The 23,549-nt window shown below is 33.3% G+C and carries 22 protein-coding genes, 1 other RNA gene and 2 pseudogenes; 18 read left to right on the forward strand and 7 right to left on the reverse strand.

Annotated features, from left to right (window positions below; genetic code table 11):
- Positions 1-15 precede the first annotated feature (15 nt).
- Positions 16-3,036 carry a tetratricopeptide repeat protein gene (locus ON07_RS07420; RefSeq protein WP_010229614.1) on the reverse strand — a complete coding sequence of 1,007 codons (3,021 nt, stop codon included), beginning with the start codon at positions 3,034-3,036 and terminating at the stop codon, positions 16-18.
- 161 nt (positions 3,037-3,197) lie between these two features.
- Between ON07_RS07420 and ON07_RS14850 the strand changes: the two are divergent.
- Positions 3,198-3,882: pseudogene (locus ON07_RS14850) on the forward strand (cell division ATP-binding protein FtsE).
- A 429-nt stretch (positions 3,883-4,311) separates the two neighbouring features.
- On the opposite strand, the gene typA reads toward ON07_RS14850, so the two are convergent.
- Complete coding sequence (typA, locus tag ON07_RS07430; RefSeq protein ID WP_010229616.1) at positions 4,312-6,111, reverse strand: translational GTPase TypA; 1,800 nt, start codon at positions 6,109-6,111, stop codon at positions 4,312-4,314.
- 441 nt (positions 6,112-6,552) lie between these two features.
- Here typA and ON07_RS07435 point away from each other — a divergent pair, with 441 nt between their 5' ends.
- A complete protein-coding gene (locus ON07_RS07435) occupies positions 6,553-6,969 on the forward strand; it encodes a response regulator (protein ID WP_010229617.1) in 417 nt (138 codons plus the stop codon).
- A 690-nt stretch (positions 6,970-7,659) separates the two neighbouring features.
- Positions 7,660-8,377, forward strand: a pseudogene (locus tag ON07_RS17925) (LytR/AlgR family response regulator transcription factor).
- 72 nt (positions 8,378-8,449) lie between these two features.
- Here the strand turns inward: ON07_RS17925 and ON07_RS07445 are convergent.
- A complete protein-coding gene (locus tag ON07_RS07445; RefSeq protein ID WP_155807171.1) occupies positions 8,450-8,938 on the reverse strand; it encodes a DinB family protein in 489 nt (162 codons plus the stop codon).
- A gap of 153 nt (positions 8,939-9,091) precedes the next feature.
- Here ON07_RS07445 and kdsA point away from each other — a divergent pair, with 153 nt between their 5' ends.
- From kdsA to ON07_RS07485, 10 genes are all read left to right on the forward strand, one after another.
- Entirely contained in the window at positions 9,092-9,910 is an 819-nt protein-coding gene (gene kdsA / locus ON07_RS07450) for a 3-deoxy-8-phosphooctulonate synthase (RefSeq protein ID WP_010229619.1), read from the forward strand.
- 146 nt (positions 9,911-10,056) lie between these two features.
- Positions 10,057-10,254, forward strand: a complete 198-nt coding sequence (locus ON07_RS17080; protein ID WP_010229620.1) for a mechanosensitive ion channel family protein — start codon at positions 10,057-10,059, stop codon at positions 10,252-10,254.
- Between the two features lie 23 nt (positions 10,255-10,277).
- Complete coding sequence (locus tag ON07_RS14860) at positions 10,278-11,372, forward strand: mechanosensitive ion channel (RefSeq protein WP_010229622.1); 1,095 nt, start codon at positions 10,278-10,280, stop codon at positions 11,370-11,372.
- A 114-nt stretch (positions 11,373-11,486) separates the two neighbouring features.
- Complete coding sequence (locus ON07_RS07460; RefSeq protein WP_010229624.1) at positions 11,487-12,128, forward strand: hypothetical protein; 642 nt, start codon at positions 11,487-11,489, stop codon at positions 12,126-12,128.
- Entirely contained in the window at positions 12,128-12,448 is a 321-nt protein-coding gene (locus tag ON07_RS07465; protein ID WP_010229626.1) for a winged helix-turn-helix domain-containing protein, read from the forward strand. Before ON07_RS07460 ends, ON07_RS07465 begins: the two co-directional genes overlap by 1 nt.
- A 69-nt stretch (positions 12,449-12,517) precedes the next feature.
- A complete protein-coding gene (locus tag ON07_RS07470) occupies positions 12,518-12,802 on the forward strand; it encodes a hypothetical protein (RefSeq protein WP_010229627.1) in 285 nt (94 codons plus the stop codon).
- A 12-nt stretch (positions 12,803-12,814) separates the two neighbouring features.
- Positions 12,815-13,573 carry an oxygenase MpaB family protein gene (locus ON07_RS07475; protein ID WP_010229628.1) on the forward strand — a complete coding sequence of 253 codons (759 nt, stop codon included), beginning with the start codon at positions 12,815-12,817 and terminating at the stop codon, positions 13,571-13,573.
- Positions 13,574-13,596: 23 nt separating this feature from the next.
- On the forward strand, positions 13,597-14,115 hold the full coding sequence (locus ON07_RS07480; protein WP_010229629.1) for a hypothetical protein: 519 nt from the start codon (positions 13,597-13,599) through the stop codon (positions 14,113-14,115).
- A 53-nt stretch (positions 14,116-14,168) separates the two neighbouring features.
- Entirely contained in the window at positions 14,169-14,315 is a 147-nt protein-coding gene (locus tag ON07_RS16750) for a hypothetical protein (protein WP_155807173.1), read from the forward strand.
- 4 nt (positions 14,316-14,319) lie between these two features.
- Positions 14,320-14,748 (forward strand): ribosomal maturation YjgA family protein, encoded by a 429-nt coding sequence (locus ON07_RS07485; protein ID WP_010229630.1) that lies wholly within the window; start codon positions 14,320-14,322, stop codon positions 14,746-14,748.
- A gap of 16 nt (positions 14,749-14,764) precedes the next feature.
- Here ON07_RS07485 and ON07_RS07490 read toward each other — a convergent pair whose 3' ends face one another.
- Complete coding sequence (locus ON07_RS07490) at positions 14,765-15,979, reverse strand: NAD(P)-dependent oxidoreductase (RefSeq protein WP_010229631.1); 1,215 nt, start codon at positions 15,977-15,979, stop codon at positions 14,765-14,767.
- A 215-nt stretch (positions 15,980-16,194) separates the two neighbouring features.
- Here ON07_RS07490 and ssrA point away from each other — a divergent pair.
- The 5 genes from ssrA to ON07_RS07500 all read left to right on the forward strand — a co-directional run bounded on the left by ssrA (position 16,195) and on the right by ON07_RS07500 (position 18,932).
- Positions 16,195-16,596: a transfer-messenger RNA gene (ssrA, locus tag ON07_RS16225) on the forward strand.
- 137 nt (positions 16,597-16,733) lie between these two features.
- Positions 16,734-16,982: a GIY-YIG nuclease family protein gene (locus ON07_RS07495; RefSeq protein ID WP_010229632.1), complete on the forward strand. Its 249-nt coding sequence runs from the start codon at positions 16,734-16,736 to the stop codon at positions 16,980-16,982.
- A gap of 479 nt (positions 16,983-17,461) precedes the next feature.
- On the forward strand, positions 17,462-17,584 hold the full coding sequence (locus ON07_RS17435) for a hypothetical protein (RefSeq protein ID WP_010229633.1): 123 nt from the start codon (positions 17,462-17,464) through the stop codon (positions 17,582-17,584).
- Between the two features lie 58 nt (positions 17,585-17,642).
- On the forward strand, positions 17,643-17,789 hold the full coding sequence (locus tag ON07_RS16690; RefSeq protein WP_010229634.1) for a hypothetical protein: 147 nt from the start codon (positions 17,643-17,645) through the stop codon (positions 17,787-17,789).
- 429 nt (positions 17,790-18,218) lie between these two features.
- Complete coding sequence (locus ON07_RS07500; RefSeq protein ID WP_010229635.1) at positions 18,219-18,932, forward strand: energy transducer TonB; 714 nt, start codon at positions 18,219-18,221, stop codon at positions 18,930-18,932.
- Positions 18,933-19,147: 215 nt separating this feature from the next.
- Here the strand turns inward: ON07_RS07500 and ON07_RS07505 are convergent, their stop codons facing one another.
- The 3 genes from ON07_RS07505 to ON07_RS07515 form a co-directional block, all read right to left on the reverse strand.
- A complete protein-coding gene (locus ON07_RS07505; RefSeq protein WP_010229636.1) occupies positions 19,148-20,155 on the reverse strand; it encodes a phytase in 1,008 nt (335 codons plus the stop codon).
- Between the two features lie 133 nt (positions 20,156-20,288).
- Entirely contained in the window at positions 20,289-22,712 is a 2,424-nt protein-coding gene (locus tag ON07_RS07510) for a GumC family protein (protein ID WP_010229637.1), read from the reverse strand.
- Between the two features lie 4 nt (positions 22,713-22,716).
- On the reverse strand, positions 22,717-23,412 hold the full coding sequence (locus tag ON07_RS07515) for a polysaccharide biosynthesis/export family protein (RefSeq protein WP_010229638.1): 696 nt from the start codon (positions 23,410-23,412) through the stop codon (positions 22,717-22,719).
- Between the last annotated feature and the right edge of the window lie 137 nt (positions 23,413-23,549).

Genomic DNA, 23,549 nt, shown 5'->3' on the forward strand with positions numbered 1-23,549 from the left:
GTTAGTTTGATAATTTTAGTTTCTTGTATCTACAGAAGCATTGGTCTTGGCTTCCATCGCTTTGATTTTGTTCAATTCTGTTTGTGCTTCTTTCACCACATCTGGGTATTCCTTGAAATTCTTGATCACGTTATCCAAAATATATGTGGCTTGATAGGCATCTTTTAAAGCATAGAAGTTCTTGGCCATTACTACCAATCCCTTTGCTCCGTAGAATTTATAACCGGAATAATCTTTTGCCAACTTCTGAACAGACTCGTTAGACCCTTTAAAATTGGAAGCTTTATTTTTGAAATATGCATCGTAATACAATGCTTCTGCAGCTAATTCTCCGGTAGCTATTTTAAGTACTTCGGCATATGCGTTCTTTGCCTTATTTTCATCTCCGGTGTTAAATGCAGATCTGGCGATGATTACTTGCGCATCAGACTTAACAGTATTTTCTATTGAAGAATTTCTAAGCACTTTTTCAGCATAAGAAACCGCTTTTGTATAATCCTTTAGTTCATAGAACGATTTCATTAAATTAGATTGTGCATAAATCACATTCTGATCGAAATCTGCTTCATTTTCTAAACGTTGCAACAATGGCAATGCATCCTGATAATTCCTCTTTTCTAGGTAGATCTGAGATAATCTTGCCAAAGCTTGTTCAGAAAATTCACTTCTTGGTTTACTTACTACAAACTTATAGTTACTAATAGATTTATCTTTTTGATCGTCTCTAAAATAAAGCTGTGCTAAATAGAAGTTCCCTTTTAATGCATTTAAACCATTAGGAAATGATTGTAAATATTTCTCGAAAGCTGTTTTCGCAGCAGTAGTATTGTTGTTTAAATACTGTTTTTCTGCTGCCTCAAAAGTGGTATTATCAACATCGGCATCGGTAACTTCAACAAAATCTACATTTCTAACCCAAGCCGCATATTCATCGGTTTTCCCAAGATCTATATAAATTAATCGCGCGGTGGTAATGGCTTGTAAAGATTCCGGAGTATTTGGATACTCTGCAACAACCTTTTTAAATCGTTCCAAAGCTTTATTTGCCTGATCTCCGTTATAATAAATAAGACCTTGCTTTAACATTGCCTGAGGTACAAATGCACTTCCCGGCACATCGCGGATTAATTTATTATAAGTCTCTATTCCTTTTTGAGAGTTATTCATGGCAACATACGTGTTCCCCAACTCATACATCGCATCGTCTCTATAAGAAGAACGTGGATATTTATTGGTAAAACTGCTAAGCTCTTCGATCTTGCTTTCGTTTCTATCTACAAACCCATAACTGATAGCTTTTTGATAAGCTGCATAATCTGTATTTCCAAGATTCATATCGATAGCCTTTGTATAAGCTTCCATTGCCGGCCAATATTTACTGGTTACAAAATAGGTGTCTCCTAATCTAGTGTAAGCATCGTTTCTTCTTGCATTATCTTTTTCAGAATTGTTTGCATATCTATTAAAGAAATCGATCGCTTTTCCATATTCCTTTTGTTTGAAATATGCATAGGCAATATTATAATCTAAATTGTCTTTTTCGGTTAAGCCTGAACTCGCGCTCATTGCTCCAAATTCCTGATATCCTCTTAATGCCTCTTGCATTCTATTCAAATTGAAATCGCTTTCTGCTTTCCAAAAAACCGACTTGGCAGTGATTTCAGGATTTATTTTATTCTTTAAGGCTTTATCAAAGTTGATACTCGCATTTCTATAATCACCATTTTCATATAATTCCAAACCATAGAAATAGGCTACTTTTTGATAGGCTCCCTTATCGCTGAAGTTTTTATTGGTTTCCAACAACTCCATCGCTTTCTCATAATTCTTGGAAGTGATAAATGAATCTATTAGCAATGTTTCCATTTCAGCTTTTACTGAAGTATTAGGATATTTATTTAAGTAATTAATAATTACTTCTGAAGGACTCATATAACTATTCCCAACCTCGTAGCTCAATTTCGCATAATTTAAAAATGCATCTTCCTGCAATTTGGCATCAAACTCCATTTCGCTGGCATTTTTAAAAGCATTTAGCGCTTCTTGTTTCTTATCTAAATTCAAATAAGACTGGGCTAAGTGATAATACGCATTTTGAGCAATACTGTTATCTCCGTCTATAATTTTATTGAACTCTGAAATTGCACGTTCGTAATCTCCTTGTTTATAATAGGCATATCCCAATTGGTAATAATCGGTATTCGTCCATTTTCCACGTAAACCTTTATACTCCTTTAAATATGGAATCGCCTCCTCATATTTTTCTAGGTTGAAATAGCTTTCCCCAATAATTTTATTAAGTTGAGAAATCTCTCCTCTATCGGCGGTTGGAAGTTGCTCCAAACCTAAAGCAATCGCTTTTTCAAAATTCCCAAGCTTAAAATTCATATCACTTTGGAAATAAGAAAGATTTTCAGAATATCTATCTTCTCCTTTTACTTCTTCAAAAAGCTCATTGGCTTGTTCATAGTCGTCACCTTCATAAGCCATATAGCCCAAATAATATTTGGCTTGTGACCCATATTCCTTGGAATCACGCACTTTATTAAGGTATGTTGTAGCTTCTTCAAAATTATTCGAAGCGAAATATGCATAACCATTATTAAAGTAATAGCGCTCCTTATCGGCTCGGCTCATCCCCTTTTCATCTACTTTATCGTACCACTTTCTGGCATAAGAATATTTTCCTGTCTGAAAATAATAATCGGCTACATCTATAAATGCTGTATTTCTTTTTGTAGAGGTTGGATAGCGTTCTACAAAGTCTTCCATTAGTTTATCTGCGCCGGGCTGGCCCAACCTAACAGCAGCATTTGCTATATAATATGCACAATCTGAAACTATTTTTTCATCTTTAGCATCATCCTTCACTTCATCGAACAAAGTTTGAGCCGGCAAAAATTGCTCGTTATTATAAAGCTCCAAAGCTTTATTGAACTTTACCAGATCGTTTGTATTAATTGCAGATTGTTGTGCAAAAAGTGAAGAAAAAAATAAGAAGAAACCAACAAAAAGGGATGCGGAATATCGTGTCATTAATTTTTTTTTAGGTTGATGAATCAAAGATACTTAAACACTTATTTCATAACGCAACATCGTTGTGATAATTATGTTAATATGAAAAAAAGTGTTTTAGCACTTTCTTAAAAATGTATATTTACCAATTATTTTAACTTACATAACTACAATCGTACCATATGTCTAACATTGTCCTAGAATTAAAAAAATGCAGCAATCTATCAACGAGAGAGTTTAATCTTATCTGAAGTGGATGTAACCATTCATAAAGGGGATTTTGTATATTTAATTGGGAAGACCGGAACTGGGAAAAGTAGCTTCATGAAGACCCTTTATGGCGATCTTCCACTTACCGAAGGTGAAGGCAGTATTGTAGATTATAATCTTAGAACTTTAAAGGAAAAAGACATCCCCTTTCTTAGAAGAAAATTAGGAGTCGTTTTTCAAGATTTTAAATTACTAAATGACAGGAATGTTCGTGAAAATCTAACTTTTGTATTGAAGGCAACCGGCTGGAAAGAGAAGCCAGCTATGGAGCGCAGGATAGACGAGGTTTTAGATAAGGTGGGAATGAAGACTAAAGGGTTCAAGTTCCCTTATCAATTATCTGGTGGAGAGCAGCAGCGAATCGCTATTGCCCGTGCGCTTTTAAATGATCCCGAATTAATTCTTGCCGATGAACCAACGGGAAACTTAGATCCGCAGACTTCTGTTGAAGTTATGGAGGTGCTACAGGAAATAAGCAAAAATGGAAACACTATTTTAATGGCTACTCATGATTATGCCTTACTGCTGAAATATCCGTCTAAAACACTAAAGTGTGATGGAGAACGGGTCTTTGAAGTGGTGCAGAAATCGTTGTAATTCTGATTAAAGCAAGCTATGGAAATTCAAAAAACAGGTTTTACTTTAATAGGTGTGTCCCTGATAATACTATTAGGTATTATTCTAAAATTCTACCCTAATTATAACTGGGTGTTTTATCTTCTCGTATTTTTAATTATTGCTATAATCATCGCTACGATTATTATTATTCAGAAATATAACAGCAAAAAATAAAAATCTTTAATTGAATGATTGAAGAATCACTGATAACAAAGATTCCTTACTATCCCCAGATCCTGAAATAAATTCAGAAATACGCTCTATAATAAGATCCTTCGACAAGCTCAGGATGACTTCTGGTTGGTCATTCTGAGCCTGTCGAAGAATGCTTCCTGTCACAAGAAACAATTTAAAACAAAAAAACCCGAACTTTTCAGCTCGGGGTTTTTATATAAACACTTTTCAGTATTATACTATTTTATTTCTCTTACGTTCATTTTCGGTAAGATAGATCTTACGTAAACGGATATGTTTAGGAGTTACCTCTACATACTCATCCTTCTGAATATATTCTAAAGCTTCTTCTAAAGAGAACTTAATTGCCGGAACAATCTTCGCTTTATCATCTGCCCCAGAAGAACGTACGTTAGACATTTTCTTAGTCTTAGTAATATTTACAGCCATATCATCCTGACGAGAATTCTCACCAATAACCTGACCTTCATAAATATCTTCACCCGGATCTACGAAGAACTTCCCTCTATCTTGTAATTTATCTATAGAATAAGGAATCGCTTTTCCTCTTTCCATAGAAACTAAAGATCCATTCTGACGCTCTGGAATTCCACCTTTTAAAGGTTGGTATTCTTTAAAACGGTGAGACATGATCGCTTCACCAGCAGTAGCGGTAAGTAAGTTGTTTCTCAAACCAATAATACCACGAGATGGAATCATAAACTGAATATTCATACGGTCACCTTTAGCTTCCATACTTGTCATCTCCCCTTTTCTCATAGAAACCATTTCTACAGCTTTTCCAGAAACAGTTTCTGGAAGATCTATGGTCATTTCTTCAACCGGCTCACATTTAACACCATCAATTTCCTTGATGATAACCTGTGGCTGACCAATTTGAAGTTCGTACCCTTCTCTTCTCATTGTTTCAATAAGAACAGATAAGTGAAGTACTCCACGACCAAATACCATAAATTTATCGGCACTATCTGTAGCTTCAACTTTTAGCGCAAGGTTCTTTTCAAGTTCCTTAGCCAAACGCTCTCTAATATGTCTAGAGGTTACAAATTTACCATCCTGTCCAAAGAATGGAGAATCGTTAATTGTAAAAAGCATACTCATTGTAGGCTCATCGATAGCAATTGTTTTTAATCCTTCCGGATTTTCAAGATCGGCAACAGTATCACCAATTTCGAAACCTTCAAGACCAACAATAGCACAAATATCTCCTGCCACAACTTCGTCTATTTTTCTTCTTCCTAAACCTTCAAAAGTATGAAGCTCTTTTATTTTAGTTTTCTTGATGCTACCATCGCGTTTAACCAAAGATACAGCCATCCCTTCTTTCAAGGTTCCTCTTTGTAATCTTCCAATTGCAATTCGTCCTGTAAAAGATGAAAAGTCTAAAGAAGTGATCAACATTTGAGTTGTTCCTTCTTCAATTTTTGGAGACTCAATATGTTCTAGAACCATATCTAATAGCGGCTCGATATTTTCAGTTTGAACTTTCCAATCATCACTCATCCAGTTATTTTTAGCTGAACCGTATACTGTTGGAAAATCTAGTTGCCATTCTTCAGCACCTAATTCAAACATCAAATCGAAAACCTTCTCATGAACTTCTTCCGGAGTACAGTTTTCTTTATCAACTTTATTTACAACAACACAAGGCTTAAGACCAAGGTCGATTGCTTTCTGAAGTACAAATCTTGTTTGTGGCATTGGCCCTTCAAAAGCATCTACTAATAGAAGAACACCATCTGCCATATTTAATACTCGCTCTACTTCTCCACCAAAATCGGCGTGACCAGGAGTATCAATAATATTAATTTTTGTGTCTTTGTATACTACAGAAACGTTTTTAGAAGTAATTGTAATACCACGCTCTCTTTCAAGATCGTTGTTATCTAAGATAAGATCGCCAGTGTTTTCGTTATCACGAAAAAGTTGACAATGGTACATGATTTTATCAACCAAGGTAGTTTTACCGTGGTCAACGTGTGCGATAATCGCAATGTTTTTAGTAGCTTTCATAATAAACGCCTCATTTTTAAGGCTGCAAAGGTACTCCTATTTTTGTCGAAAATACCATACTTAACAAATATTCTTAAATTAAAAAGCACTGCTTAATATTCTAGCTTACTGATTATTAAAATTTTCGATGATATTCTATTTGCGCAAATAGACACTTATTGTAAGTATGACTATTAAATTTAACTAGATCATTGAGCAAACAAATAGATACTTCAGAGATAAAAAATATCGCTTTTGATAAAATACACAAAGAGGTAATCTCTATTTACGAGGTTTTCAAGCCTTCGGTTTTCTTTAAAAAAAAAATTGTTTTTCAACGGTTTTAGTTAACAGGAAATCTTTACTCATCGTCGATTAAATATAGGGAACCAGCGAAAAAGAATTTAATTTCTTAGAAAAGTCCACATCTTTACAGTCCCAAACCTACTTAATTATAATGCTATGATTAAAGAATTTAAAATCCTTTTAGTAGAAGACGACTCTATTGAAATAATGAAATTAAGGCGAACACTGGATTCGTTAAACCTTCCCCATGATATTGTCGAAGCTGGAAATGGAAAAGAAGCACTCGAAGCATTGGAAGAATCCGATTATTTACCGGACTTAATTTTGTTGGATCTTAATATGCCGCATATGAATGGGATCGAGTTTTTAGAGCATCTTAAATCAGATGATATCTTAAAACTTATACCAACTGTGATTCTAACTACCTCTGAAGATCACAAAGATATTTTAACCTGCTACAGATTAGGTATTTCCGGTTATATTACTAAACCTACAAAGTATACCGATTATTTAGAAAAATTGAAGAGTTTATTTGAATATTGGAATTTCAATGAATTAACAAAGGCATCTTAGGCCTAATAGATTTAATATCCTACATTGTTTAATGGGAGATATTTGAAACCAAATCCCTACAATTTGGCAACTAGAAATATCTCCTTTTTTTTTCCTAACTCACATCAAAACTACTTTTAACAATGGAGTAGACCCATGTGTTATACCTAGTATAGATACTAATTCCTTAAAATTATTTCTTATTTAGCGCAACAACACAGCTAAACTTGACTTCTTTTTATCACCAGATTATTTAAGGATTGAGTATTTGAGAATTATTTATCCTATTTCTCTTTATTTCTATTTTAATAAATAAGAATCTATCTGCTAAACTTATTTTTATTAAATTAGGCCAAATTCCCCTTACAATCCAGTTTTTCTATGCCTGAAACACCTACATTAAAAACTATTAAAAAAAATTGCTGCGGGAGATAATGAGTTCGAAAAGAAACTATTAGAAATTATAAGAAGAGAACTCCCGCTTGAAATTGAACAATTCAACGAGAATTTTGAAAGCTCTAATTATGTTAAGGTTGCCGAAAATGTTCATAAATTAAATCATAAAATTAATATTTTTGGTCTTGAAGAAGGAAGTCGAAAAGCTGTTCAGTTTGAACATGAGCTACGATCTGGAAAAAGTGAAATGAAGAGTGAGTTTGATATCATTTTAAAAAAAATGACCCAATTTTTAAATACCATAACTTAACAAGTATGAACTGTATTATAGTAGATGATGAAGAATTAGCAAGAGCTATAATTTATCAATTTGCAACCAAAGACCCTCATATTTCCGAGTCTAAGGAATTTGATAGTGGTATTGCAGCTATTAAATATTTAAATACCAACCCGAAGGTAGACCTCATATTTTTAGATATCCATATGCCTGGTTTTAATGGATTCGATTTTATACAGACTATTAATAGTGAAGCAAAAATTGTTCTCACTACCTCCGATAAAAACTTTGCAATTCAAGCTTTTGAATATAATGCTATTGTAGATTATTTGGTAAAACCAATAACCGAGGAAAGGTTTCAAAAAGCAATTCAAAAGGCTCTAGATAAAAAACCTAATGAAGTAAGTTCAAATGCAAACGAAAAAACTACCTGACTCTTCCAGCAAAGATGATCTTTATGTAAATGTAGACAGAAAGCTGATTAAAATTGACATTCCAACGATTCAAGTAATAGAAGCTAAAGGAGATTATATTTTAATAAAAACAGAGCAAAAAAACTATACGGTGCACTCCACTTTAAAAAAGATTCACGAGCGTATACACAGAGATTATTTTGTTAAGGTCCACAGATCTTTTATAATCAACATCAAAGAAATTGTAGACATAAAAGACAATAGTGTCTTAATTTCCAAAAACGTAATACCAATAAGTCGTTCCAAAAGACCCGAATTAATGCAACGCTTAAATCTACTTTAAGTAAGTTGTGAAATTATTATTAACCTCGAAAATCAATTGTTTTGAAGTTCGAGGTTTTTTTGTTTTTATAAGTTATTGACTTTCGTCTGCAGAAGGCCCATAAGTGGCGGGTACAGAAACATCCAATAGCCTAAAATACACTCCCAATTGTGCACGGTGATGCGGAATTTGATTAAGGACAACCGTATTTAGAACATCTATTCTAGGCATTTCCCATAAGGTTTCATCTTTCATTTTCATTTTCCATTTTTTTTGGAAATCGCCATTAGACTTTTGTAAAGACGCCTCAGCATCTGCGGCATTTTTCTTAAGTACTTTCACCATTTCATCTGGTGAACTTAATTTCGGAGTTTCATAACCATCCACATCCATTTCGTCCATTTCCATGGTTCCAGTGATCCAACTCGGGATTTCAGCTAAATGACTTCCAAGCTCCTGAATATTCATCGACTTTTTATGAGGTCGCCAATCCAGTTTATCTGCTGGAATTCTCTTTAGGAACTTTTCAGTTAGTTGCACTTCATTTCGCAATTCGTTCAATAAAATATCTTTAATTTCCATGATCATAAAATATTAGTTTACAGTTATTTAAGTTACAATTTAAAATATTTGATATGTGAAGTGCTTCAGTAAAAGGCGTAGGGGAAATCCCTTAAATTTCACCTTTGTTCCCAAGCCATAAACCGCTACATTTGCATCTATAAATAGTGTCTTATGAAACTTCGCAATATCCCTCAGTTAAAACATTTAGAATCCAATAACTTCTTTCTTCTTGCAGGACCTTGTGCTATTGAAAGTGAAGAAATGGCTTTACGAATTGCTGAAAAAGTTTTGAAGATTACCGATAAATTGGAAATTCCGTTCATATTTAAAGGTTCCTTTAAAAAAGCTAACCGTAGTAGAATAGATAGTTTTACAGGAATAGGTGATGAAAAAGCTCTGAAGATATTAAGGAAAGTCTCCGAAGCATTTAAAATTCCTACGGTTACAGATATTCATGAAGTTTCTGATGCTGAAATGGCGGCAGAATATGTAGATGTTTTGCAGATTCCTGCGTTTCTTGTTAGACAAACAGATCTTGTGGTTGCCGCTGCAAATACAGGAAAAGTGGTAAATCTTAAAAAAGGGCAATTTATGAGTCCGGAAAGTATGAAGCATGCCGTTACAAAAGTAACCGATTGTAATAATGAACAAGTAATGATTACCGACAGGGGAACTATGTTTGGCTATCAAGATATGATCGTAGATTTTAGAGGAATTCCTACTATGCGTGAATATGCTCCCACAGTTTTAGATGTTACTCATTCGCTTCAACAGCCAAATCAATCTAGTGGCGTTACCGGCGGAAGACCAGATATGATTGAGACTATCGCGCGTGCCGGAATTGTAAATAATGTAGATGGATTATTTATTGAAACTCATTTTGATCCTGCGAATGCAAAAAGTGATGGAGCAAATATGTTGGATCTACAATATCTTGAGAAATTGCTGTCTAATTTAACAGCAATCAGTAAAACGGTAAATTCATTATAATTCATAAAACCTTCTTTTAAGTTAACGTATTACAAATTTTTAATACTAATTTCTTCGATTTATTTATAAAGTGTTGTTAATCACAACAACATAGATTAGAATATTTTATAATTTGAGTTTCTAACTAATGAAAATCAATTTATAGAATGGAAAATCAACTCGAAAATTTTGCCGATCAGGTATCTAACTTTTTACCCGATTTGTTAGGAGCAATTCTTGTGCTTCTTGTAGGATGGCTTATTGCAAAAGGCATCAAAGCCCTTGTAGTAAGACTTTTAAGAAAAACCAACTGGGATGAGCGTGTTTTTGGCCGTGCAGACGTGCGGACACGAATGTTTTCTTAGGTAATATCTTTTATTATTTGGTGATGATCATTGTGATCTTAATAGTATTAGAAATTCTAGGAATAGATCAAGTTCTCACCCCACTGGAAAATATGGTAGATGAATTTCTTTCTTATGTCCCTAACGTAATAGGTGCTATTCTTATTGGTTTTATAGGGTATATATTGGCCAAATTCGTTTCTAATCTGGTTAGTATAGGTGGTAGTTTTCTTGACAGAATGGTGGATAAAACTGGATTTAAAGACACCGATAAACTGGTTAATATTCTTAAGAAAGTAGTTTTCATAATAATCTTTATACCCTTTTTAATTCAGGCTTTCAATGCACTACAGCTAGAGGCAATTTCTGAACCGGCAAATGATATCCTTTACGGATTTACAAGTATGATTGGCGAAATTATTATTGCTGCAATCATCCTCACAGTATTTATTTGGGGAGGAAAATTTCTTGCAGACTTTTTAGAAGATCTCTTTAAAAGTTTAGGCTTAGACACTTTGGCTGAAAAAATCCAAATTCAGAATATGATTGGAGCCAATCAGTCTTTATCTAAAATTGTAGCAAATCTTATCTATTTCTTCTTGGTTTTCTTCGGGGTTATTACCGCTGTAGAAATCTTAGGATTAGATAGATTAACCGAAATTTTAAATCAGATTCTTGAAGTAACCGGACAAATTATTTTCGGACTTATTATTCTTGCCATAGGAAATTATATTTCTGTAATGATCTATAATACAATGACAAAATCTAGCAACAATAATTTCATCGCTAGTATAGTAAGATATGCTTCTTTAGCTTTATTTATTGCAATTGCCTTGAGAACAATGGGAATTGCTAATGAAATAGTTGAATTGGCCTTCGGTCTTATTTTAGGAGCGCTTGCTGTAGCATTTGCTTTAAGTTATGGACTTGGTGGTAGAGAGGCTGCGGGAGAACATTTTAGAGAAGTTATCCAAAAATTTAAGGATGACAAATCGGTTGCACCTGATGCTAGAAATCAAGTGAATCCTACAAAACCTCAACGAGACATTAATGATCCTGCTAATCCAAACAGACCAAATTCTGGAGCTAGCGATTCGGATAACCGAAGAGATCCAAATGACCCAACGCTAAACTTATAAGAATTTCAGCAATAAATACAATTACAAGCCCGCAAATAATTGCGGGCTTTTTAATGCTTTCTATTGTTTTATTGAAAGAAATACACTTACTTTGTTTTTCAAAGTACTTCGTAGATGGAAAATGAAAAGTATCTTCAAGATTTAAGCGAAATCAGGCAAATGATGAATCGGTCTTCCCGATTTATCTCATTAAGTGGGCTCTCCGGGGTTTTTGCCGGTTGTTATGCACTTTTAGGAGCTGTAGTTGCCAAGACTCTTCTTAGGGATAATGGAAGTGTTTATAATCAGGATTACAATTCGGTTACAGTTAATTTTAGTAATAGCAATCTTGAATTACAATTACTAATGGTAGCCATTGGCGTTCTTATTTTAGCAATTGGTACTGCAGTATTTTTAACAACTCGGAAGGCTCAAAAAAATGGACAAAAAATCTGGGACGCAACCAGCAAAAGGTTGATGATCAATTTTTTTGCTCCTCTTATCGCTGGAGGACTTTTTTGCTTGGTGTTATTGCAATATGATATCATTGGGTTAATTGCACCTTGCATGCTTATTTTTTACGGCTTGGCACTTATACATGCTAGTAAATACACATTTAACGATCTTAAAAGTTTAGGATATGCAAATCTTATTCTTGGACTTATAGCTACTCAATTTATAGGTTATGGTTTGTATTTTTGGGCTTTAGGGTTTGGGTTCTTTCATATTGTTTATGGCATATGGATGCACAATAAATATGATAGAAAAAATGCTTGATGAAAAACATAATAAGTAACATAAATAAGGCATTCGATCACCGGGTTCGACTAGGAATTATGAGTGTGTTGATGGTAAATGAATATGCCGACTTTAATACACTTAAAGAATTTCTGGGCGCAACAGATGGAAATATTGCAAGCCACACCAAGGCACTTGAGAAGCAAGAATATATAAAAGTGGAAAAATCGTTTATTAACAGGAAACCTAATACCAAATATATTGCTACTCGAATTGGCAGAAAGGCATTTCAAGAACATTTAGATGCATTAGAAAAATTAATTAGCTCAGGAAATACTATCGAAAATAAGAAAACATAATTTTTTTGTCTATTCGCTTTGAATTTCAAAGTACTTAAAAAACTGAATCATTCACTTAATTTTTAAAAAATGAAAAATAAAAGATTAATAATCATTCTAATTAGCATAAGTGCACTTCTTTTAATTCCCTTAATAGCGATGCAATTTAGCACTGAAGTAATATGGTCACTTTCAGATTTTGTGATTATGGGTGCATTACTCCTTGGTGTGGGTCTCGCTTTCGAGTTCCTGCTAAGGAAAGTATCCAGCAGCAAGAGGCGCGTAATTATTGGTGGAATTATCCTAGTGATATTTCTTTTGATCTGGGCAGAATTGGCAGTAGGAATCTTCGGAACTCCTTTCGCGGGAAGTTAATAAATCTTAAATATGAAGTATTTCGTCGAAGTAAACTCAATAGTAAGACAGATCTGGGGAAAGAGCGATACCATTCTCTTTATCTTCGCTGGTGCAGCTGCAGAATTTGCTCTAAATAAAGCTGTAGACTGGCTTTACTTTACAGGGAAATTACCAAAATCTCCTTTGGAGCGGCTTTTTTCAACAGTTTCTTACGCGCGTACCATTGTTTTTTCTGAAGAAATTTCAGCTTACAAGTCTATTGATGCTATTGCAGCAATACATGCAAATGTGGAAAATAAAAGAAATGCGAAAATACCAAATTGGGCATATCTTGATGTACTTTTTATGCTGATAGATTATTCTATCAGATCCTTCGAATTGCTAGAGCGTAAATTAACCAATGAGGAGAAGGGACAAGTTTTTACAGTTCTTTATAGAGTTGGTGATAGAATGGGAATTAAAGGCTTGCCAGTGACTTTCTTAAGCTGGCAAAAAATGAGAAATAAACACCTTTCAAAGAACCTATACTACAGTCATTTTTCTAAAGACCTTATTAAGCAGTACCGCAAACATCTAGGCTTTATTAGATATCGCATTTTATTGGAGACTCAGATTTTAATTCTTCCTAAAAAAGTAAGGAACTTATTATGTCTTAGAGAATTCTCATTTCTAACTCCGCTGCTGATCATTTATAAAATCTCCAGAAGATTGCATCTGGATAAAATTTTAAGATCACTGATTCTTCCATCTTCGTATAAGAAAGAGATAGGAAATTTAGATCATATATAAAAATTCATATTCCAATTAAAATTATGAAACTATCTGCCAAATTAGATCAAATTCATTTTAAAGCGCGACAAAACAAGTGGATGGGTTACTTCGCAATTTTTTGCAGGATTAGTCTCGCTGCTGGTTTTTTACCTTCAGGATTCGTGAAAATAAATGGAGAGCGATTTACAGATTTACATAATCTTCATCCTTTAGGGCAATATTTGGAATCCCTTTTTCATACCGGTTATTATTATCCCTTTATAGGGGTATTGCAGGTAACCGCTGCCATACTTTTAATCATACCAAGAACTGCGCTATTGGGGGCATTGATATATTTTCCAATAATATTAAATATTACAGTGCTATCTCTGGCAGTGCGCTTTCAGGGCTCTATGCTAACGGCTCCACTCATGGTAATGGCCAATTTATATTTATTTGCATGGTATTATCATAGAATTAAATATCTGTTCCCATTTAAAACATCAGCATATCCTGAAGTTCTTGATGACAGAAAAATTATAACCAGAAGTTTTCTTTCAAATTTTTTGGGGGTGTTTTAGCCTTTGTAATTTTCTAGGGCTTTTTTATATTGAATGTTTATGATATTATTCCTATGAATACTTTAGAAGAATGCCAACTGCAATGTGAAGATGAAAATGATACCGCGTGTATAGAATTTTGCGATTGTATCCATGTAGAACCAACCTCTTTCGAAAATTGTCACGATACATATTTAAATTCTGTTGAAAACAAGCAATAATACAATGAGACTAAAACTTAAAAGAAATACGAAAACTTCCTACTTAATCGGTTTTCTATCTCTTCTTATTATCGAAATTTTGATCGCTAATTATATAAACGATGACTTTATTAGGCCTTATTTGGGAGATTTTTTGGTGGTGATCCTCATCTATTGCTTCCTGATGTTTGTTTCTAAAGTAACAGTAATTAAAGGCCTATTAATCGTACTAATTTTTTCATTTACTATTGAATTTATTCAGCTAATAAATATTGCAAATGTGCTTGGATACCAACCTCCTAAATTAGTAATGATTATACTTGGTAGCAGTTTTTCCTTCTGGGATTTGCTTGCTTATACCTTGGGAGTTTTGTTTGCCGGAAGCCTAGAGTTTCTTATCTCTGCCAATAAAAAATCAAAAGCCCGATCTATGAATTCCGATTTCTGGCAATAAGTAATTACAATCTAAACTATAAAATTGCAGTACCCTTTACGTAATCTTCTAAATACTTAAATCGCTCTGTTAATTCGCCATTTTTGGTCATTCTAGCACGTTCCAGAATCCCATCTTTATCTCCATTAAAAAATGCAGGAATCACAGATTTCATGAACATTTCCCCAAAACCTTCACTTGCATCTTTTGGTAATTCACAGGGTAAATTATCTACTGCCATTACAGTAATGGCTCCTTTCTGTTTAAAATCTGTTTCCTTACCTGTCTTAGGATCGTACCCATATATGGGCTTAGCTATTGTTGAAGGTCTAAGTGTACTTGCTATTGGCCCATTAATATCACACGAAATATCGGCAATCAAATTGATCTTGAATTCAGGAGAATTAGCTTGTTCATGAGTAAAAAACACAGGTGCACCATCTCCATAAAAATGTCCGGCAATGAAGAAATCGCTCACTTTGGCAAATCCCATAAAGTTTGATAGGTATTCTTCCGGGTGCTTATAAAAATGTTTATTCGTAGTATTCTTACCGCTCCTATGGATGTTATAGTCAAGCACGTCTATCATACAATAAACAGGAGTATCAAAAGTGGTGTTTAAATATTCCTCTACTTCTACCCTATTAATTCCTAAATGATCTAAAATTTCCTTTGCACCATACGCGACTTTCCCCGATCCGGTAAGCACAATTTTTAGGTTTGGTAACTTTATCTTATCCAATTCCTGAAGAACAGATTTGAGATCTGGTAAGGTTTCTACTTTTGGTAATTCATACAAGGAATCTCTTATACCTAAAGCCCTAAGTCCGTTATAAGCACCTACCAAACCGGCATACCTTCCAAAACCTATGAGCCTATGCCCATTTTCCTTAACAATTGCCTCGTGATCATACAACTCAATATTGTTCTTTAAAATGGCCCTCAAGAGTTCCCTATTGTACGGTTGCTTTTTGATGGTATGTGAGAAGAAGAAATATTTTTTATTTGGAATTAGATTCGCCATTGGCACTTCTTTTACACCTAATAACACATCACAATCTGATAAATCCTGAGATACCTCAAATCCTGCTTCTTTATATTCTGAATCTTTAAAAATTCTAAGTTCAGATGATTCGATTTTAAAACTTGCCTCTGGAAATTTTTGAATGATTTCTTGTAATTTTTTAGGAGAGAAAACCACTCTTCTGTCTGGTGGAGTTTTACGCTCTTTAATTAGGGCAAATTTTATCATAGGTTGGTATATCTTTTGTAGAATGTTACGTGTGTTCCAAAGATATAAATTTTAATCTGTATCTTTGCACCCGCGTTAGGGATAGCAGTGAAAATCCTTCTTTAATTTATTTTGAAATTAAAGAAGATTGAAACGAATAGCCCGGCCCTCGCTAAAGCGAGGGAACGCCATCCTTCGACAAGCTCAGGATGACATTAAAAAGTTCATTATTTTATGGGGTCGACTTGGATTTGACAGCGAGTCTAATTGGATAGTAAGCACGTCGAGCGCTGGGATATAGCTCGTAAATCTCATATTTCACACTTTTTTAAACGGCGAGAATAACTACGCCTTGGCTGCATAATCTGAATTACAGTAAGATTATCTTTATCCCTACTAGGTAGGGAGCCGAGATGCCTCGTGAAAGCCTTGATTTACGGCGTTCACACCCGAGGTATCGATAAAGTAAATATAGGAATTGCAGGGTCTTGATGTAATTCTGAAGCTCAAGTGAGAATACGTGTAAGGTTGGTGGTTTTCGGCCGGTCTTGCATCGACAATTAAGTGAAAACTAAGCGTGAAGAAAGCTATGTTAATTGCTTGTTTGGACGAGGGTTCGAAACCCTCCGGCTCCACCTTCGCCCTCCAAAGCTTTTATTTTTTTAAAAGCATAGGAGGGCTTTTTATTTTTATTATTCATTCAATCGACAGAAATTTTATTCTATCTTCGTAGGGCTGCGTGGACGAAGGTCCATCTTAATATAATTTCTTATAAATGGAATTATCTTATGCTGTCTACATTCTTAAGTGTTTTAACGGTCAATATTATACAGGATACACCGAGAATATAAATAAACGATTAGAGGCACATCAACAAGGAGACGTTCATTTCACTAAAGACAAACTTCCCGTTACTCTTGTGCATCTTTCACTATTTCCAAATAAAAAAAAAGCCTGTGATTTCGAGAGATATTTGAAAACAGGATCAGGAGCTGCTTTTAGAAATAAAAGATTGCTTTTATAGTTTAATCTGTCAAATATTTAACCTAGTAGATTTTGAATTTTTAAGATGCACGGATCCTAGGATGGAAAAGCAAGTGCGTTTTTTACAATTTGAACTTTTTGGGTTCTTCTAGTCCTAATACCCATTATGAAAGGAAAATTTGGAAATGGATTATAATTAAAAATCCTAAGTATAACAGAAATCTCCTAGTCAATTAATCACCCTTCGAGTTTCATGGATTAATCGCATTATTTTCAATAGCCCAAATATTGATTAAAATAAAATCTAGACCGTTTCTACTTTATTACTTTTTTAATCTATCGGTATTATTTTTTGATTCCTAAAATATCTTTTCACACGATTACAATTTTCGAAAAGTTGGATTTAACAAATGACTGTTAAAGATTGTTAGTAAGATTTAGTTTTTCATGAATTAAAAGTAGCTTTAGTATGAGAAGAAAAATTCTTCGCATTTATACTATTAATTTAAATTTTTAAATATGAAAAATCCAAATTATGATGACACAGTAGGAAAACATCCAATTCCTCACGCTAAAGGTTTAGCAAAAGATGAAAAGAAAGAAGCCAATAAAAAAGACGAAAAGAAAAAAGATAAAAAATAATACTCATTTTCCAGATATTATATGAATACCTAAAAATGAAATAATAAAAAACTTAATCATGAGTAAAAATAGTCCAAACCCAGAGAAAACAAGTAAAAAAGAGCAAGCCATCAATCATGATGCTACTGAAGGAAAGAAAATAAACCATCAGGTAAAGGATAAGAGAGAACATACAGAACCAAGAGATAATTTATCTTCAAAATAAAATTTAAAGTTTACAAAAAAATGTATTAAGGCGAGCGCAGAAAAAACCTTATTTGTCTTTTTTATTAAATACTTTCTTAAGATTTGAAAATACTTTAAATATATTCTACACTAAATTCTTAAAGTTTCTGCTGACTTAGAAGAATAAATTTTAAATTTTTTATTCATTTTTCAGATTACTTTTCTGCTACTATTTATAGAAAAATAAAAGTCAATAATCGAATAATCGATTATTGACTTTTATTTTTCTCTGAAGCCTCAGAAGTGAATTTTAGTTCATTTTGCTAAATTGAAATAATATTATTATTGTTTAACAATTTACTCAAATTTATAAGTAATTATTAATTTTTTAATATTTAGGCATACTAATTGTTAATAATATTCTGCAACTGATTTAACCCTTCTATTCATTTTTAAACCTTCAAAAATTATGGAAGTCAAAAAAACTACTAAAGCAGATCTTAACAAACGAACTGTATTATTCTTGCAAATTGGTCTTATCCTAGTGCTTTTAATTGCCTATTTTATTATTCAATGGCGCTCTTATGATAAAGCAGAAATAGTTCAAGATGTCTACTCTCATAAATCAATGGATGAAGTAGAGATTCCGGTAACCATTCTACAAACACCACCCCCTCCAAAAATGGTGATTCCAGATGTGATTGAACCTGCACCAGATGATCCCAATATTAAAGAAGACTTAATTCCATCTACAGAGGTGGATCCTAATGAAATTGTGGAAGTAGATCATATTGTTGAAATAATAAAAGATAAACCTATAGAGACGGTTCCTTTTATTGAAATAGAAGATGTTCCTATTTTTCCTGGATGCGAGGTCTTTTTAGAAAATGAAGAACGGAAAAAATGTATGAGCGAAAAGATTACCAAGTTTATAAATAAAGAATTTAATAGTGATCTAGGTAATAAATTAGGGTTAAAGGGTATTAACAGGATAAATGTGATGTTTAAAATTGATGAAACCGGAAATATCACCGATGTTCAAACTAGAGCAGCACATCCTCAGCTAGAAATTGAAGCTCGAAGAGTTATTGAAGCTCTACCAAAAATGAAGCCTGGAAAGCAACGTGGGAATCCCGTGATCGTTCAATATTCGCTCCCAATTATTTTTCAAGTTCAAGAATGAATAATTATTGATTAGTTGATTTTTTGAAAAAACTTAGTTACTATTGATTTTAACAAAGAGGAATTGAATAATGATATAGGGAAACCAACCATCTTCTGTTCAATTTGAGAAAAATAAAAAATCCGCCAAATTTTATTAGCGGATTTTTTTTTATTTTGTTGATATGTGCTGGTTATGATAGAAAACACTACCTATAGAATCTAAGTTCTCACTTTTTATGGCAAATCCAGCTTTTTGAGGTCATAAAAATAAAAATTCTTTTGGTCGTTCATAGCCACAAATAATCCATTTCTAAATTCTTCATTTAATGCCACAGTTACTAATTCGCAGCCATCACTTTCTAGTGTGCTTAGATGTAGTTCTTTGAGATATCTATTATCTGTTCGTGAAAACACACTAAATGTATTATTCTTTTGATTTGAAACAATGATATAACCTTTACCATTTTTGCGTGGGAGTATCGCAATCCCTTCGTTATCTCCTTTAAAATGATCTAGACCAAAACATGCTAATTCTTCATTTCCATACGAAGGCTCTGCAAAGTATTTTCTAACGCAATGCGTTTCATCGGAATAATAGACCATTCCCATTTCATCATCTATTGCAATTGCTTCTATCTCTTTTTTACCACTAAAATTTCCGAATTTTCGAATCAAATTTAAATCCAGACCTAGAGGGGATGTGTCAATTTTATATTGGTATAAATAACCCTCTTTTGGGCCATCTTTTCTTCCTACAATCACATAATAAGAGCCATCTATTCTAGATAAATAGATGCCAAGCCCCATAGGGGATTTAAAATGAGAATCCAATTCATTTTCAAACACTTTAAAACCACCTTGGTCTAATGGTTTCATATCTGGAATGGAAAAAATCCGCACTTGTTTTTTACCTCTTTCCGTAAATGCCAGTAAATCAATTTTGGTTGAATCGTTAATACAAAAATCATATTCTACATCAACATTATTCGGTCTATTTAAATCTTTAATAGTTTTCTCTTTAATAATTCTTCCTTGTAAATCGAACGCGTAAATAGCTCCATTCGCTCCTTTATCTGTACCAAAAACAATGCTTTTTGAAGAATCTAATTTATTGATCCATATAGCTGGATCGTCGGGATCATACTTAACAGTTTGTGTAATTATATCCGGAGCGATGGTGTCCTCCTTTAAAATTATTGAAAAGAGTAAAATTCCCATAAAAACATATACTATCCTTTTCATACCTCAACATCTATTTCATCTAGAAATTGCTTAACTCGTTATTCCTCAATGGCTAAAAATTTTACTTCTAAGCCGTTATTTTATCCCTATAAAAAGCAGGGAATACATCTTAAACATTTATGAAACTCTCCTTTTATTTTTTCTGTAATTCAGAAAATATTCTTTTGGAGGAAGTTCCGTTAGAAGAACTACTTGAAAATTTAGGTTTACTCCAAAACTTTTTCTTAGTTTCTCCATACCCATATCCATATTTGTTTCCATAGCCTAAGTTTGCTAGTTTCACATCATTTAAAACAAAACTTACATTGGGAAGTTTTTGAAGTTGTTTAGAGTCCAATGGGAATTCCAAAGATTCTTTTTCAGTATGTCCAGCTCGCACTATATATAATACCAAATTCGCATATTTAGTTATTAAAAAAGTATCTCCTACCATCATTGATGGAGCTGTGTCCACTATAATATAGGAGTACATTTCTTTAAGCTCTAAGAACATTTTTCCAATCTTATCCAACTTTAAAAGTTCAAAAGGATTTGGAGGTATTGTACCAGATGACAATAAATCTAATTGAGGGTTTAGTGTAGATTGAGTTATTATATTTTTTAAATGTAAATTATTGTTCACCAAATAATCACTTAATCCATACTGATTGGAAATCTTTCCGAAATACGAACTCAATTGTGGGTTTCTTAGATCGGCACCTACGAGAAGAACTTTCTTTTCTGATTGAGCTAAGGTCAAGGCTAAATTTACAGCTGTAAACGTTTTACCTTCACCTTTTAGAGAAGAAGTCACCATAAGTACAATTCCTTGGGATTCATTCTTAAACTTTGCCAATAAATATTGAAGATTAGTGATTAAAATCCTAAAAGATTCGGCGATTATCGACCTATCATTGTTAAGAACGATTGCATTATTTTTTGTAATCTTAGGGATAGTCCCCAAAATTGGGATTTCCTTAGAGTACGTTTCTATATCATTCCTACCTCTAACTTTATTATCTAACATTTCTCTTATATAGATTATGGAAAAAGGAATAAACAATGCCAATATAACTGTGCCTAAATAAATATTTTTCGCATTAGGCGATACGGCCGATTTACTAAAATATGCACTATCCACTACTTTAGCTTTAGGTTCTATAATTGCCAGAGACAGTGAATTTTCTTCTCTTTTTTGAAGTAAGAATAAATATAATGTTTCCTTAATATTTTGTTGCCGTTCAATCCCCCTATGCTCTCTTTCTAAAGAGGGAACTGCATAAATTTGTGAGCCAATACTAGAGGCTTGTCTATTTAAATCTTCCTGTGCAATTTGAAGGTTAGATCGCATATTTTTTAAACTTTGCAATACGTTTCCTTTAATTTGATTTATTTGGCTATTCAACCTTAAGATCACCGGGTTTTTTTCACTAGAGCCAGTTAATATCCTATTTCTTTGAAGTACTAGATCATTATATTCATTGATCTGATTATTAACGCCTCCTTCTGAAATCCCTAGATTGGTGGGCAAAAGTTCAGATTTAGAAATAGAGGAAATATATTCCAACATGGCATTAGAAAGTTCTAACTGAGTTCCTACTTCTTGTCTACGCTGATTATAATCGCTAGCATTTTGAATGAACATTTGGGATTCTGCTTGAATATCTGTGAGCTGATTTCGCTCCTTAAAAGCTTCCTTTCCAGTTTCTACTGAATCTAATTCCCCATTAATGATGGCTAACCTCTCATTAATAAATTTAGCCGTATTCCCGGCAATAAGATTTTTATCTTCTATTGCAGCTCTATTAAATTCCAGGATTATTTGATCTAAAATATCACGGGCTTTTTCCTTTACTGGATCATTTAATTCTAATTCCAAAAACCCAGAACTTTTCTCTAATTGAGAAATATTAAACTTCCCTCGATAATGAGAAGCTACTTTTTCTATATTAGAAAATTTTACAATTATATTGCTAGGCATCTTTACCTTTTTAGTTTTCTGGTTTGGTAAAAATGCTATAGTGGTAAAGCCTAAATTAACAGGAGTTCCATCTTCCACTCGATACGTTTTCTGGTTTTCAGTATCAATTATCACATAAGATTCCCCATCCTTGGAGATTTCAAAACTAGTATCTCCCTTTGCTTTTAATTTATCATTGTCTAATTTTAATACTTGCAAATCAAATGGTAGGTTTTCATAGATCTCTATTTCTTGTACTTGTCCGTCTATAAAATACTGAATGTGAATATTTAGAGATTTAACTACATCCTCCATTAATCTCTTAGAGTTAAAAATTGCAATTTCATTAACTATATCACTAGCTCCTATCCCATTGATTAGTCCCATTTCAGAAAAAATGGCAGACCCATCTCCTTTTTTTGAATCCCCATTTATAATAATGGTTGCCTTTGCACTATAAAGTGGTGTCGTGTATTTTAAGTATAAATAACCCGCAGCACCAAATAAAAGTAGACAAAAGAGGAAAAGAGGCCAATGTTTTAAATATTTATACAATTCCTTTCTTAAATTCATTTTATTTAATCCTGCCCTATTGTTGTATTTTTCTATATAAGCCATAATGTTATCTTGTAATTAATATTATAAGTGAAGCGAGAACAGAAGCAATGGATAAATAAGTAGAAGCTAATCCTGTAGATCCTGCCGATTGTCGTCGCGTTGCCTTGGGTTCCACATATACTACATCGTTTTGCCTGAGGTTATAATGTGGTGAGTTTGCTATGTTAGCATTTGTAAGGTCCAAATAGGCATACGTTTTTTTCCCATCTTCCTCTCCCATAATTAAAATGTTTTCCCTTTTTCCAAATATGGTAAGATCTCCAGCCATGGCAAGTGCTTTTGTTAATGTAATATGATCGTCTTGTATGCTAAACGTACCAGGATTCTTGACCTCACCAATAACGCTTATTTGAAAATTGAGAATCCTAACATTTACAATTGGATCCTTTACATATTCTTCTATATCTTCTTTGATTTTTTTTGCCAATTCATGATTGGTCAAGCCTTTAACTTCTACAGTTCCAATTACCGGAAATTGAATAGTTCCATCATTGGCAACCAGATATGTTTCCAATTCAACATTACCATTCATACCAGAATTTGATCCAAGAGATTTTGTAAGATTAAATGGGATTGCTGCTTCCGGTTCTGGAGCAGATACCCGAATAGTTAAAATATCATCGGGTTGTATTTCAAGATTATTTCCAAAATTACGATCTTCACTTTTACTAAGTTGCTCTATTCCTTGAAAATAGACCATTTCCTGCCGTGTTACACAGGATACAGTTAACAGTAAACATATAATAACAAATAGCTTTCTTTTAATCAGATTATAGATTTTCATAATATTGAATTAGGATTAAACAATGTTTAAATAATAAGCTTCGATAAAATCGA

It is taken from the genome of Gillisia marina (assembly GCF_000258765.1).
Lineage (GTDB): Bacteria > Bacteroidota > Bacteroidia > Flavobacteriales > Flavobacteriaceae > Gillisia > Gillisia marina.